Origin of the sequence: Salinispora mooreana, assembly GCF_000379065.1 — a bacterium.
Taxonomy (GTDB): Bacteria; Actinomycetota; Actinomycetes; order Mycobacteriales; family Micromonosporaceae; genus Micromonospora; species Micromonospora mooreana.
Genome location: NZ_KB900614.1, coordinates 4434814 through 4446962 on the forward strand (window position 1 = coordinate 4434814; position 12149 = coordinate 4446962).

At 66.4% G+C, this 12149-nt stretch carries 17 protein-coding genes and 3 pseudogenes; 9 read left to right on the forward strand and 11 right to left on the reverse strand.

What is annotated here, in order from left to right; all coding sequences use genetic code 11:
• Nucleotides 1-656: 656 nt before the first annotated feature.
• The 6 genes from SALPAC6_RS0121225 to SALPAC6_RS0121250 all read right to left on the reverse strand — a co-directional run bounded on the left by SALPAC6_RS0121225 (nucleotide 657) and on the right by SALPAC6_RS0121250 (nucleotide 5685).
• Nucleotides 657-1373, reverse strand: a complete 717-nt coding sequence (locus SALPAC6_RS0121225; protein WP_018255336.1) for a creatininase family protein — start codon at nucleotides 1371-1373, stop codon at nucleotides 657-659.
• 3 nt (nucleotides 1374-1376) lie between these two features.
• Nucleotides 1377-2420 carry a hypothetical protein gene (locus SALPAC6_RS0121230; protein WP_018255337.1) on the reverse strand — a complete coding sequence of 348 codons (1044 nt, stop codon included), beginning with the start codon at nucleotides 2418-2420 and terminating at the stop codon, nucleotides 1377-1379.
• Between the two features lies 1 nt (nucleotide 2421).
• Entirely contained in the window at nucleotides 2422-3420 is a 999-nt protein-coding gene (locus SALPAC6_RS0121235; protein WP_018255338.1) for an IS3 family transposase, read from the reverse strand.
• A 740-nt stretch (nucleotides 3421-4160) separates the two neighbouring features.
• A complete protein-coding gene (locus SALPAC6_RS0121245) occupies nucleotides 4161-4466 on the reverse strand; it encodes a hypothetical protein (RefSeq protein WP_018255340.1) in 306 nt (101 codons plus the stop codon).
• Nucleotides 4467-4577: 111 nt separating this feature from the next.
• Nucleotides 4578-4730 (reverse strand): hypothetical protein, encoded by a 153-nt coding sequence (locus SALPAC6_RS30465; protein ID WP_223874398.1) that lies wholly within the window; start codon nucleotides 4728-4730, stop codon nucleotides 4578-4580.
• Between the two features lie 472 nt (nucleotides 4731-5202).
• Nucleotides 5203-5685, reverse strand: coding sequence for a hypothetical protein (locus SALPAC6_RS0121250; protein ID WP_018255341.1), 483 nt, complete (start codon nucleotides 5683-5685; stop codon nucleotides 5203-5205).
• 397 nt (nucleotides 5686-6082) lie between these two features.
• Here SALPAC6_RS0121250 and SALPAC6_RS31335 point away from each other — a divergent pair.
• The 7 genes and pseudogenes from SALPAC6_RS31335 to SALPAC6_RS0121275 all read left to right on the forward strand — a co-directional run.
• Nucleotides 6083-6220: pseudogene (locus tag SALPAC6_RS31335) on the forward strand (helix-turn-helix domain-containing protein); the annotation flags it as partial.
• Nucleotides 6221-6439: 219 nt separating this feature from the next.
• Nucleotides 6440-7219: a tetratricopeptide repeat protein gene (locus tag SALPAC6_RS28290; RefSeq protein WP_026189936.1), complete on the forward strand. Its 780-nt coding sequence runs from the start codon at nucleotides 6440-6442 to the stop codon at nucleotides 7217-7219.
• Nucleotides 7220-7313: 94 nt separating this feature from the next.
• Nucleotides 7314-7496 (forward strand): hypothetical protein, encoded by a 183-nt coding sequence (locus SALPAC6_RS0121260; protein WP_018255344.1) that lies wholly within the window; start codon nucleotides 7314-7316, stop codon nucleotides 7494-7496.
• Nucleotides 7496-7723: a hypothetical protein gene (locus tag SALPAC6_RS0121265; protein WP_018255345.1), complete on the forward strand. Its 228-nt coding sequence runs from the start codon at nucleotides 7496-7498 to the stop codon at nucleotides 7721-7723. Before SALPAC6_RS0121260 ends, SALPAC6_RS0121265 begins: the two co-directional genes overlap by 1 nt.
• Nucleotides 7720-7905, forward strand: coding sequence for a hypothetical protein (locus SALPAC6_RS28295; RefSeq protein ID WP_080636104.1), 186 nt, complete (start codon nucleotides 7720-7722; stop codon nucleotides 7903-7905). Before SALPAC6_RS0121265 ends, SALPAC6_RS28295 begins: the two co-directional genes overlap by 4 nt.
• A 64-nt stretch (nucleotides 7906-7969) precedes the next feature.
• Entirely contained in the window at nucleotides 7970-8773 is an 804-nt protein-coding gene (locus SALPAC6_RS0121270) for a hypothetical protein (protein ID WP_018255346.1), read from the forward strand.
• A 10-nt stretch (nucleotides 8774-8783) separates the two neighbouring features.
• Nucleotides 8784-9251, forward strand: a complete 468-nt coding sequence (locus SALPAC6_RS0121275) for a type II toxin-antitoxin system VapC family toxin (RefSeq protein WP_162561531.1) — start codon at nucleotides 8784-8786, stop codon at nucleotides 9249-9251.
• A 112-nt stretch (nucleotides 9252-9363) separates the two neighbouring features.
• Here SALPAC6_RS0121275 and SALPAC6_RS0121280 read toward each other — a convergent pair whose 3' ends face one another.
• Nucleotides 9364-9864 carry a hypothetical protein gene (locus tag SALPAC6_RS0121280; RefSeq protein WP_018255348.1) on the reverse strand — a complete coding sequence of 167 codons (501 nt, stop codon included), beginning with the start codon at nucleotides 9862-9864 and terminating at the stop codon, nucleotides 9364-9366.
• A gap of 102 nt (nucleotides 9865-9966) precedes the next feature.
• Here SALPAC6_RS0121280 and SALPAC6_RS31070 point away from each other — a divergent pair.
• Nucleotides 9967-10095, forward strand: a pseudogene (locus SALPAC6_RS31070) (transposase); the annotation flags it as partial.
• Nucleotides 10096-10108: 13 nt separating this feature from the next.
• On the opposite strand, the gene SALPAC6_RS0121290 reads toward SALPAC6_RS31070, so the two are convergent.
• The 4 genes and pseudogenes from SALPAC6_RS0121290 to SALPAC6_RS29180 all read right to left on the reverse strand — a co-directional run.
• The gene (locus SALPAC6_RS0121290; protein ID WP_018255350.1) at nucleotides 10109-10456 is read right to left on the reverse strand and encodes a hypothetical protein; all 348 of its coding nucleotides are present in this window, start codon (nucleotides 10454-10456) and stop codon (nucleotides 10109-10111) included.
• A gap of 165 nt (nucleotides 10457-10621) precedes the next feature.
• On the reverse strand, nucleotides 10622-11359 hold the full coding sequence (locus SALPAC6_RS0121295) for a DNA-methyltransferase (protein ID WP_018255351.1): 738 nt from the start codon (nucleotides 11357-11359) through the stop codon (nucleotides 10622-10624).
• A gap of 93 nt (nucleotides 11360-11452) precedes the next feature.
• Nucleotides 11453-11716: a hypothetical protein gene (locus SALPAC6_RS0121300; RefSeq protein WP_018255352.1), complete on the reverse strand. Its 264-nt coding sequence runs from the start codon at nucleotides 11714-11716 to the stop codon at nucleotides 11453-11455.
• A pseudogene (locus SALPAC6_RS29180) lies at nucleotides 11713-11895 on the reverse strand (hypothetical protein); the annotation flags it as partial. The pseudogene SALPAC6_RS29180 and the gene SALPAC6_RS0121300, both read right to left, overlap by 4 nt.
• Nucleotides 11896-11897: 2 nt before the next feature.
• Here SALPAC6_RS29180 and SALPAC6_RS0121310 point away from each other — a divergent pair.
• The coding region (locus SALPAC6_RS0121310; RefSeq protein ID WP_026189937.1) for a glycosyltransferase family 2 protein at nucleotides 11898-12149 on the forward strand (252 nt) is incomplete at its 3' end.

The following is a 12149-nucleotide window of genomic DNA, read 5'->3' on the forward strand; positions in this document are numbered from 1 at the left end:
GGGCCGGAAAGCGACGCCGCGACGAGTTCGTCACCTTGCCCCGACTCCCGCACAGCCAGCAACTCACCGTTGCTGATCGTCAGGTCACCGAAGCATCCACCGCTGACCATGTCGGGTTCATCGCGGTGAAGGCTGCTCCGATAGAGGCCGTCTCCGCCGACACACCACAGAGTCCCTTCGCCGGCAGCGAACGATCCACCCCCGTACGCGTGAACGCTACTGGTGACATCGAAGCCCGCCGGACTGACAACACGCTTGCCCTCCTCGGACCGCCAACGCGTTACCGTAGTACCCACGCCTTCGGGGTGAGTCTCCAGCCAGTACAGGCCATCATCACCGGCACGTAGCTGGTCATAGCTAAGAGAGGCGCGAACGGCGTCGTCCAACGACACTTCAGCGATTCTGTCGCCCAGCCTCACGGGTCCTCCTCCAGCAACGTCAAGTGGGGCCGGACGACGGCCGGCTCGTCAACCGGGCGCCGGGACACCGGCGTGCCTACCGGCAGGACGAGGCTTTCCGAACTGGCGCAGGCGTCTGGACTTGGCGCCGCTACGTCTGCCCTCGTCCCTACCCGGCTTACTTGCAAGATTTCGTCACCCGATGGCTCTCCCGGGCGTCGCCGATGCGGACAGCAACCGCCGTCCCGTGAGCCCTGATCATGCTTTGGCCCTCGGCAGGAGGCCGTGATGGTCGGCGAAGGAGCGAACAAGCGCTTCAAGCACGGCTTTACCCTTGGCCGTGGTGGCGTGGGACGGCAGACCAATGACGCCGCTGGTGGTGTAGCCATCCATGCCCCGCGTGAGAAGGTGGCGTCGATCGTCGGCTAGGTGGTCGGCCTGCTCGTAGCCATCACGCACCACTTCAGGCGCAACGTGCAGAAGCAGCGAAACCTCGAGCTCACCAGCGTGCATGTCCTGGTGAGCTGTGCTGTGCATACCGGCGGCAATGCGAGCGTCGTCCCAGTCAGCCCGAGTTGGGAACAGCGTCATCGCTGGTCCGGCGACGTTGGCTTCCTGAACGACGTTGGCGAGCGCGTAATTTCCGCCGTGTCCGTTGATCACAGCGAGTCGATCAATACCAGATGCGCGCAGAGAGCGGGCGATATCAACGACCACGGCGGTGAGGGTGGTAGCGCTGATACTGACCGTTCCACGCCACGCCGCGTGCTCGTGGGAGCAGGAGATCGTCACAGGCGGCAGCAGGAAGAGGTCATAGCGCTCGGCGACTGCTTTCGCGATCGCGCACGCCACGACAGTGTCGGTCACNAGCGGTAGGTGGGCGCCGTGCTGTTCGAAACTCCCGACCGGGAGGACCGCGACGGAAGCCGCTCGCTCGGACTCGTCGCTGCTCGTCGCCGTGGTGATCAGATCCACGGGCTAATGGTTGCACGCTTCGAGAGTCGCCTGCCGATAGGTGAGCACAAAGGCCGCCGCTTCGGGAACGGCTTTCTGCTGGCGAAGGGCGACCGCTGTCGGGTTCAACCAGCGCAGGGCCCGTGTGGAGGAGGTGCCAGCGGCCAAAGCCAGGGCGTTGGCGGCCTCGGTCGCCGCGCGTTCGATGTCGCCGGTGTTGATGTAGGCGGTGGACAGGGCCGATCGCCAAAGGGCCTCGTCAACGCGCCACTGATCCGGCCACTGGTCCAGGAGCTGCTCGAAGAGATCGGCTGCGGCTGTCGGTTGGCCGAGGAGTAGGCGGCATTGCGCTTCGTGGGCAGCTATGTACACCGGGTTGCAGTGGAAGCCGAGATCGACCGGTAGTTCTGAACCCCAGTCGGTGCTGCCAGCGACGCTGTGCGCCTTGTCGATGCTGGCTGCGCAAGCGTTCTGGTCACCTCCCATGGCGTACGCCTGGGCTTGGCGGATCAGCAGTAGAGCACGGATGCGGCCGGGTAGCCGAACCTCCTCCAGCGCCCGCTGCGCCAAGGCAATGGCATTACCCGGATCGAAGCGCTCGAGAGCGCGCTGGCTCTGCCTCATCAGGACGTAACTCGCCAGCGTCGGCGCGTTAGCTTCAACGGCGTGCTGCTGGGCGTGTCGCAGCCAGGCGTCTGCCTCGACGGCGTCGCTTTGCTCGTCGATCCAGCTGAGGAACTCCGCCCACAACGCCTGCGCGATGAGTGCCTCGCGACGGCGGGCGGAACGGCTTCGTCGCCCGATGGTGGCTGCGATGCTGATCTGCGCATGGGCAGTGGAGGCCATCCCGGCGTATCCGATGCGGTTTCCGGTAGTGGCGAGAGTAGCGAGCTGTTCGTGCCACGAGCGGAGCAGATCGGGCGCGTCGGGATGAGGCATGACGACCCGGAGTTGGCTACGGGCATCGTCGGTCAGGCGGTAGCCGATGTCGGTCAGGCGACGTTCACGTTCGAGGTCTGGAAGGAGGCGGACCAGTTCACCAGCGGCCTGCAGTGCGGTAGTTGTCAAGTCAAACTGAGACGGTTGGTTCCTGCTGGGTTGGCTTGTTGATCCAGGCGTGGTCGGGCAGTTTCGGTGCGCGGGGCCTGCGGTTGAACCGGTCCGGGTGGGCGGCGTGGGCCGCGTCGAGGGTGTCCTGCCGTTGCTCACGGATCTGCTCGGCGGTGCCGTAGTGCACCGACGCCGGGGTGTGCCAGCCGATCCCGGAATGTCGGTGTTCATGGTTGTAGGCGGTGAAGAAGCCGTCGCAGAAAGCTTTCGCGTCAGCGAGGGACCCGAACTTTTCCGGGAAGTCCGGCACATACTTCATGGTTTTGAACTGGGCTTCGGAATACGGGTTGTCATTCGAGGTCCGAGGTCGGGAATGCGACCGTAGGACACCGAGGTCGACGAGCATCTGCGATACCGGCTTCGACACCATGACGCCGCCACGGTCGGCGTGGATGGTGTGCGGCTCGACCCCGTTACGGCTGATCGCATCGGCCAGGAAGTCGCGGGCCACGACCGCGTCCTCCCCGGCCGCGACGAGCCACCCGACAACATAGCGCGAGTAGATGTCGATAACGACGTAGCACCGGTACCAGAGGCCTGTGACAGGTCCTTTCAACGCGGTGATGTCCCAGGACCACACCTGACCCGGCCCCGTCGCGACCAGTTCCGGACGTACCCGGGGTGGATGGGCCGCCAGTCGACGTCGTTCCCGGCTCTGCCCGGCCGCACGGGCGATGCGATACATCGTGGATATCGAGCAGTGGTAGCGGCCCGCATCCAGTTCCCTCGCCCAGACCTGCGGGATCGCCAGGTCGGCGTAGACGAGCGAGTTCAGCACCGCCAGCACCCGGCCGCGTTCGGCCGGGCTGAGTGCCTGCGGTGGCGGGGTCCGGGGCAGCCACGGCCCGTGCCGTGGACCGACCGGCTTCACCCGCCGGTAGTACGTCGCCCGCGAGGTCCCGGTCAACGCGCACGCCCGCTGCACCGAGATATCCGCGCCGCGTAACTCGCCGAACACGGCGGTCAGGATCTCTTCGGCGGGTTGTCGTTGTCCGCGCTCTCGGAGAGTTCTTCCAAGAGCGCGTGCGCTTTTCCCATGATGTCCAACGCCATACGGGTCTTCTTCAGNTCCGCCTGCAGCTTCTCGTTCTGCCGGCGCAGCTTCTCCAACTCCACCTGCTCCGCGGACTTCTTCACCCGCGACCCCGCCGCAGCACCGGAACCCGTGACCGGAGTCCCTACCTGTCCGAGTTGCCCGGCATCCCGAGCCCGTGTCCACTCGATGATGTGCGACGAGTACAAACCTTCCCGTCGCAGGATCGCGCCTTTCTCCCCGTTCGCGGCGTTCTCGTACTCGGCGACCATCGCACGTTTGTACTCCGGGCTGAAAACCCGCCGCGACGGCTTCGGCGCCGGATCAACCCCGTCGCCGGACGCCGGCTGCTTGCCAGATGAAGTGGACACGTACACAAGGATCTCCGATCCCCGCCCTCAGCAGGCCCGCCACCCCACTCACACAGGGTGTCTCACACCATCTTGACCAAGAGGGGATCGCCATGCACGAAGGTCTGTCCATACAAGGAACTGCCACGATCACCGAGATCTCGACACCACGCTGACGAGGGCGACGGCTGGCACTCGCCGCACGACGATCCGCGTAGGCGACTGACACTGATTCGGGAAGCCCGGGCGTAACCCCACCCGCCATGGCCATGAGCGGATGGCGGCATGTGCGGATGCTCGGCTCTATCTCATGCTCTATGTACCTGCTGGCTGCACGAGGGCGATCGGCGCCGACTTGATCGTGTAGTCCTCAGCCAGGTCCGGTTGCACGTCGATCGTCGCGTCATCACCGACGTAGCGGACGGCGAACACCGTTTCGCTCGGCCGAGTGGCGCCATGGTCCGTCACGCTGGCTGGTAGTTCGCCTGCGAGTCGCACTCTGTCCCCTGGCGCTATCGCGGCACCCGCCTCGGCCTCACGACCTTGGATGTCCGAGATCAGCTGGATGAGGACCTCGATCGGTTCGGTGTCTGCGCCGTGGTGCACGAGGTGGCCCCGCATGGCCGAAGATCAAGCCAGCTTCGGACCTGCTCAGGCCGGTCAGTGCCGCGACCGCACCAGGCGCCAGCGCAGAGTGCTCCGACGCGCCAACCTGGGCCGCCAATGCCTTGATCAAGCGCGCCGTGCGGCCCGCCGGGCAGTCATCAGCCGGGACTGGATGTAGCCGAGCCGCTGCATCACCGTCGGCAGGTCTGCCAGGGGATTGCCGTAGCGGCGTTGGCCGGCGGTGTAGGCGACGGTGGGTTCGAGGATCGCCTGGTGGATGCCGAGGGCGACGGCGGCAAGGTTGGGTCTGCCGTACCGGACACGGAGGAGAAGGCGACGTCGAAGCCGTCACCTTCGGCACCGAGCCGGTTGGCTACGGGAATGCGGGAGTTGTTGAAGGTGATCTCGCCGGAGCTGAAGCCGTGTAGGCCCCCATGACGGGTTGGTGCGGGTGAGGCGGACGCCGGGTTGGTCGGCTTCGACCAGGAAGGCGGATAGTTCGCGGGAGCCGGGTCCGGTGCGTGCGACACTGCCGTGCAGGTGGGCGTGGTGACCCCTTTCGGCGGAACCGACAGGTTGGGTCAGCGGGGTTCCTAGGCTTGGGTTGGCTTCAAGGTCTTGACGATTCTCATCGGTGGTGGGGTAACGGTTCGTGTTACCCCTCGGACACTCAAATATGATCTCCTGCACTGCAGATCAGGCCCCCTCCAGCGAGGGGGCCTGATTCGTTGTAGGGGACAGGTAGGGGAACTCAGTTTTGGCCGTCGGTCCTGGGGCGCATGATCCCGTCGGCGTAGCCCTCCGCGTAGGTGGCCCGGACGGTTTCCTCGGCTTCGGCGGCGAGCTGTTCGCGAAGGTGAACCTCCAGCAGGCGCCGCTGATCGACGACCACCGTCCGCCTGCGGGCGTCTGCCTGGGCGAGCAACTCACCCAGGAAGAATTCCCGGCGCCGTGACTCCAGGTCGTGGCCCATCACCTCGATGACGTTGGCGCAGTGCCGGATCTCGTTCCGGAGCCGCCGAACCTCCTCCCTGAGTCGCTGATTTTCCTGCTGGTACAGGCGTTCGCGCTTACCGGTCCAAGCGCGCTGATAGGCGGCGGTGGCGGCGTGTGCCGCGCGGGCGACCAGTGGCATGGCGGGGCGACGGTGGGGGTGGGGGTGGGAGGGGTAGTTCATGGCGCTGTCGAAGACCTCCGGGTGAGTGCCGATGAGGAGCGTGCCAGTCGAACACATGTACGAACAGATGGGAAGACTGCTCGTGGGGTGTGTCGATGGATCCGCCCGGTTAAGGGCGGCGATGGTGCGCGACCGAGGGCCACGCCCCCGTCACCGTTGCTCGTGATCACTGATCAGCCGGAATGAGTTTAATAGCATATCCACAGTCGACAAGTCATATCGACGAATAGTTTCGGCTATGCCGGTGACGTTTTGAATGTCCGCTAAGAGGTAGCGGACAGCTCGAACCTGTCCGGAACCACAATTCCGTGGTAGGGCGTACGCCGTGACGCGCCGGAACATCCATACGGACAGGTGACGGCGTGACGTGCGGGCAGGGAGTACCGTCGATGGCGGCAGGGTGCCGGTTGTAGCGGTCGGCGCCCGCCACCCAGACCGCTACCTGGGAGCACTGATGCCGGCGATCGTTGACCCTTGTTTCGGAGCTGAACTACGCCAGTTGCGCACAGTCGCGGGAGTCAGCCTTCGCCAGCTCGCGTCCCTGGCCCTGTCCAGTCGAGGACATCTGCATGACATTGAAGCTGGCCGTCGACAACCCACCCTGGATCTCGCTAAACGGTTGGACGACGCACTCAACAGCGACGACCGGCTCACCAGCTTGATCCGTCCAGTCCCGCCGGTAGGGCAGTCGACGAACCGCCTGGCCTTTGCCCAAGAGCGCCCACGCCGGGTTGAGCCAGCCACTCTCGACGCCCTCGCCGATGCCCTCGCCGCGTACCGCCGTCTTGAAGACAGTATTGGCGTTGCCGCGGTGCTCCCAGCAGTTCGCATCCAACTTAACCTCCTCGCCACCTTGAGTACCGAAGTCCGCGGTGACTCGAGGGCCCGTCTCGTGGATTTGGCCGCCCAGTGGGCCCAGTTCGGGGGCTGGCTAAACGCCGCCGCCGGACATCCGCGCGTGGCTGGTCGCTGGTACTCCGCCGCTTTGGAATGGGGTACCGAGGCCGGAAATTCGGACATGATCGCCACAGTGCTCAGCATGCGTGGACACCTGGCATGGCAACACCGCCGCCCAGGGCCTTTGATCGGTTTGTCAGCAGCGGCCCTGCGCCAACCAGCCAGCCCAGGCGTACGGGCGCTCGCCGCTCAGCAGGAGGCGCGAGGTCATGCTCTGATCGGAGCGGCGTCCACCGCGATCGGGCTACTCGACCAGGCTATGGATCTCGCCACGCAAGCGACCGAGGCCCCAGACCGGGAGCCACCATGGATCTATTTTCACTCTCTGGACTATCTGAAGATGCAGCGCGGCTTGACCTATCGGCTGCTCGGTGACAACGCCCTGGCAGTCGAGCACCTTCGCACCGGCCTGCACGGATTGCCGCCGTACGCGAAAGGCGCGGCATGGACCGTCCCCTACAGAATTGACCTCGCGGCGACGTTGGCCGAACTCGGCGACGTCAGCGCCGCACGTGAGGCGTACGAACGCGTACAGGCCATCGCGGAAACGACCGGAACAGAGCACCTGGCTAGGCGTGTCGAATCTGCCGTCCGCAGCCTGTCCGCAGGAAACCTGCGGACATACACCACCTAGCAGTAGTCTCCCCCTCACGGAAAGCTCCCAATGGGGATGGCCACAGCCAGAGAACGGGCCGTCTCACCTCCATCGAGGCTGAGGGAGCACGCGCATGATCCGGCTACTCCGCCGACTCCGCCGCCGGCCCGGACGGCTGGACGCGGTCGGTCCTGCCACCGTGTACGCGGCGCGGGCCGGTGCCTACTCCTCGCTGCACAACCAGCCGACGGTCATCTTCGATAGCCGGCCGTTGTTGACCCCGCTTGCCCGGCAGCGGACGAACCGCCGCCGGTGATGGCCACCCACGCCCGGCCCCGCCCCGGCTTGTCGACGGTCCAGCTACGCAACCGGATGATCCTGTCCGCCCGGCGGATCATCACCGAGCACTGGCCGCGCGTGGACCGGTGCCCGACCTGCGGGTCCGCCTGGCCGTGCCCGCCCACCGAGACCGCCTACGACTACCTGACCTCGGTAGGGCAGGGCAACTGGGCACCCCCGCAGCGCGCCGGGAGTAGGCGTTGACACCGGCCGACGTGACCGTCCGCCGGTGGTGGCGGGACCTGCACGAGCACCGCCAGGTCGAGGGTCGCTGCCCCGTGTGCGGCACCCCGCGGCGGTGCTGGCCCTGGGCGGAGGCATACGCCGGGCTGCTCACCCATGACCTACTCGGAGCGCCCCCTATCTCCGCTCCGGGCTACGCGTGACCTCAGAGTGCGGTGGGCCGTTATGCCGGTACGCCGGGTCGGACGACTGTGACATGGTGGTGCTATGGGTGAACGGCTGCATGGAGTAGAGATCGTGGTGGATGCGCCGCGGCGTAGCCTGCAACCGCAGCGGTACATGAAGGTGCTCACGGAAACCCGGCTGGCGTTACGGGAGGTTGACCAATTAGCCCTGCCCGGCCGGGAGCCGAGGCTGGAGTGGGTCATTAACGACATCTCCGTCAACGGTGTGCATCGTGCCGTGTTCGTCCCTCAGCGTATTCCCCCAGAGCGCGCGGTCCCTACCGTCACGAGCACCACTGTGGGCCTCGTCCGTGGCGTCGAGTCGCTTCATCAGAAGGCAGAGGTTCCCCCGCTGTTCTCTGTCGCCACCGTCGGTCGTCTGCCGGCGATGGCGACGTTCGGTGACCGGATCAGGGCCGTGCACATCCGTGCCACTGACACTGATGAAGTGGCGACCGTCGACGAAGTCACCGTGGAACACGCCAAGCGGGCCACGCAGGTAGGGCGCCGCACCTTCGGTAGCGTCGAAGGCAGACTGGAAATGTTGTCCAGTAGTCGTAAGGGACTTCGGGCGCTGGTCGTTAATGAGCGAACCAGACGCGCGGTATCCGTGCGCACTGCCGACGATGCGAGAGAACAACTCCGCGTGGCTTGGCGCGAGCGGGTTCGGGTAGCGGGTGAGCTGTTTCGCAATCCAGCCGGCCAGCCCATCCGCCTGGACATGACGGAGATGCGAGTGCTTCCCGACCGGGAGCGCGTATCCGCGTGGGACATCCTCGGTGTCGCGCCGGACTACACAGGTGCCCTGACCACGGAGGAGTTCATCGAACATGCCCGCCGGGGGTAAGAAACCGCCGTTGGTCTACATCGACTCCTGCATTTTCCTCAATGTTATCAAGCGGGAGGCATCGTATTGGTCTGATTCGCTGAAGCTGCTGCTCGCCGCTGAGCGGGGCGACATTGAGATTGTGGCCTCGACTCTTGTTCTCGCTGAGGTCGCCTCGCACAAGGGTGACGTGGATCCGGCGAAACGTGATGAGATCATCGAGCGGTACCTGACGGCCGCGCCCGTTCTGTGGTATGAGTTGGACCTGTTCGTGGTTGATGACACGCGGCGTATCTGCGACGAATATAAGATGAGCGGGGCGGATGCCGCACACATGGCCACAGCGGTACGCGCCAAAGCTGAGTATCTGGTTTCTAATGACAAGCGCTTCCCGTACGGCCAGGCGGTCGGTGGTGTGAGGATCATCAGGCCGATGGTCCTGTGGGATGCGACGATCGATGACGTACACGTCGACCAGGAAGCCGCTGTGAGTCCATGATCCGAGGCCGGGAACGCCCGCGCTCTTCCCTGGCGGGAAGAGCGCGGGCGCTCGAGTTCACCGCAACGATCCGCCCCGCCTGGCCTCACGGCCGGGCGGGGCGTTGTGGTGCCTAGGTCGTCTTCGGCCGGCCCGGTTTGCGCTGCCAGCCGGCGCCGAACGCGTCGACGCTGGCGCAGCTGTACACGGGGCCGGCGGCCAGCCGGGCGACCGGGTCCGGGAACGCCTCGTTCTCTCGGGCGAGCTGCTCGACCCGCTGCCGTGACACGTTGAGGATTCGGGCGATCTCGGCGTTGCCAACGAGGCTCATCGGGTGCGGTCGGGAGATCTCCCGTTCGTGGTCCTCGGCCGTGATGATGCGTAGGGCGGTGACCTCGGGTGCGCTGCCGATTGCCTGACTGTGCGCGGTCCGGGCCGCGCGGACGGCCGCGTCGGCCGCTTGGCGGACGGTGGTCGCCTCGATAGTCATCTCCAGGCGCACTCGGTCCTGCCCGGTGTCAACGATGATGCCGTAACCGGGCAGGACGCGGGTGATCTCGGCGAGCTGGTCGTCGCTGGGCTGCGTGCTCCAGCGACGAATGGTTACGGCGGCGTGCCACTGCTGGGGTGTCATACTGGATTCCTCCATCCCCTTGTTCCTGTCAGATCTGGATGGGGAGGGGGGCCGCGCCGCTACGCGGCCCCCCTTGGCGGTTACCGCCGGTGGGCGGGGAACCGCAACGTCGTGGAACGGTGCTTCAACCGGTTCAAACAATGGCGCGACCTGGCTACCCGCTACGCCAAACGCGCATCGCTCTACCGGTCCAGTCTGATCCTCATCGCTGCCGTCATCTGGCTCCGGTAATCGGCAGCAACAGCTAGTTACCGCGAACCTCGCCAGAGTCAGGCAGGTCGAGGTACGCCAGCAGCCGCAAGAGCCCGCTCACGTGCGGGATGTCGTGCCACAGCGATACGACGTCCTCCGGATCTCGCTGGAGGAGGCTGGACAGCTCCGCGAGATCGTCGCTGCTCTGCCCGCAGTCGATCTCCAGCTCCGGCCGCGGGACCATCGCGAATGCCGCACGAAGATCGACGTTCCAGTAGTAGTCAACGCCGAGCTGTGACGGCTGGATCTGAGGACCGAACCGGCTCTCCGCCGCGTCCAACAGCATCGAGCACGCTCGGCGCAAATCCGCGATCCTCAGCACCGCATCAGCATCGGTCACGCCTCATGATCCCTCGGGGCGACGTCACCTGACCAGTCGATTCAAGATCGACAGGACAGGCCCTAGCCATGCATGGCCAGAGCCTCGGGGCTCTTTCGTCAGACGGGGTCGCGCGGCTTGGTCGGCGCCGGCCGGGACATCACCGGCGGCACCGCATCGACAACCCTACCCGGGCGCGTGTTGAGTGGTGGCGTCGGCGATCCGCTGCCGTGCAATCTGGGCGTAGTGCGCGCTGGCCTCGATCCCGACGAACGGGTGGCCGGCGTTGACGGCGGCAACGCCGGTGGAGCCGGAGCCGGCGAACGGATCGAGGATCGTGCCGCCGGGCGGGCATACCTTCACCAGGTCGGCGAGCAGGCTGACGGGTTTCTGGGTGATGTGCTGCCTGCCCTTGCCGCGGGGCTGGCTGGCGCTGTAGAGGCCGGGCAGGTAGACGGGGTTACAGGTGGCGTCGATCGGCCCGTTGCTGCCCCACAGCAGGTACTCGCAGTCGGCTTTGAACCCGCCGATGCGGGGGCGGGAGATGGGTTTGTGCCAGCAGATGATGCCGCGCCACAGCCAGCCGCCGGCCTGCAGGGCGTCGCTGGTGGCCGGTAGTTGCCGCCAGTCGGTGAACACGAGCAGTGACGCGCCGGGTTTCGATACGCGGAGGCAGTCGGCGAGGATCAGCGACAGCCATGCGGCGTATCCGCGCTGGTCACGGTTGTCCCCAACGAAGTCGGCCAGGGTGTGGGCGGCGTCGCCGGAGACGTACTTGCTGCGGGTGGTGTGCTTGGTCCGGTCGGATTGGGTACGGCCGCCGGAGTTGTATGGCGGGTCGGTCAGCACGAGATCGACGCTTGCGGCGGGCAGGGTGGGCAGGATCGTTAGCGCGTCGCCGTGGTGCACAGTCCAGGCGGTCATTCAGTTCTCCCCAACCCGGGGGTTTGAAGGGTGTCCGCCGGTGGTGGTGCCCCCGAGTCACCACCACCGGCGGGTGTGGCCGGGTCGGCTGGACTACTGCCGCCGGGCGGCCGGCACCTCATACCGGGGCGCGGCCGGCGTACCCAGTAGGACACCAAGCCACGGCCACCGGGCCTCGGCCACCCGGACGAGGGCGTAGTAGGCGCCCATCGTCAGCGCCACCACACCGGCCGTGAGGGCGGTGGACGAGTCGGCGTCGAGCACGATGCCCGCCTCGGCGGCCAGCCAGGCGAGCAGTGCGCCGACAGCGGCGGGAACGGCGGTGCGGATCAGGCTGATCAGGTAGTCGTGGGTCATCGGGGTTCCTCCTGGGTGCGGTTGGGGGTGGTGTCGGCGCCGGTGGCGTGGGCGATCCTGGCCACCTGGTCCTTGAGTGACTGGCCGCCGTTGGGGCGCAGCTCCTCGAGGGCGTCCAGGCGGCCCTCGATGCGACCGACTCGGGCCATGAGTCCGGGCCGCCCTTCGGTGCGGCCGGGCGTTGATAGGGCGCCCGCTCGACGACACCGACGAGTTCCGCGAGTTGGGCTACGGCCACCGCTACCACGACTGGGACCTCCCCCGCATAGTGGTTACCGCGTTGGTCACCGTCCCGTACGAGGCTGTTATGCAGGTCGGCGGGTTCGAGCCGTCGTTCGCCGCCGGGTGGGGATGCGATGACACCTACCTCGGGGCACGGCTCATCGCCGCCGGCTACAAGGTCGCCCCGGTCCGCCCGGAACCGGCTGGCACA

What these genes read in the sequence shown, in the direction of transcription:
- SALPAC6_RS0121245 (WP_018255340.1), bottom strand. Translation starts at nt 4,466, where the DNA reads ATGCGGGGCCACCTCGTGCACCACGGCGCAGACACCGAACCGATCGAG.
- SALPAC6_RS0121250 (WP_018255341.1), bottom strand. Translation starts at nt 5,685, where the DNA reads ATGTGTTCGACTGGCACGCTCCTCATCGGCACTCACCCGGAGGTCTTC.
- SALPAC6_RS0121260 (WP_018255344.1), top strand. Translation starts at nt 7,314, where the DNA reads ATGATCCGGCTACTCCGCCGACTCCGCCGCCGGCCCGGACGGCTGGAC.
- SALPAC6_RS0121265 (WP_018255345.1), top strand. Translation starts at nt 7,496, where the DNA reads ATGGCCACCCACGCCCGGCCCCGCCCCGGCTTGTCGACGGTCCAGCTA.
- SALPAC6_RS0121270 (WP_018255346.1), top strand. Translation starts at nt 7,970, where the DNA reads ATGGGTGAACGGCTGCATGGAGTAGAGATCGTGGTGGATGCGCCGCGG.
- SALPAC6_RS0121280 (WP_018255348.1), bottom strand. Translation starts at nt 9,864, where the DNA reads ATGACACCCCAGCAGTGGCACGCCGCCGTAACCATTCGTCGCTGGAGC.
- SALPAC6_RS0121295 (WP_018255351.1), bottom strand. Translation starts at nt 11,359, where the DNA reads ATGACCGCCTGGACTGTGCACCACGGCGACGCGCTAACGATCCTGCCC.
- SALPAC6_RS0121300 (WP_018255352.1), bottom strand. Translation starts at nt 11,716, where the DNA reads ATGACCCACGACTACCTGATCAGCCTGATCCGCACCGCCGTTCCCGCC.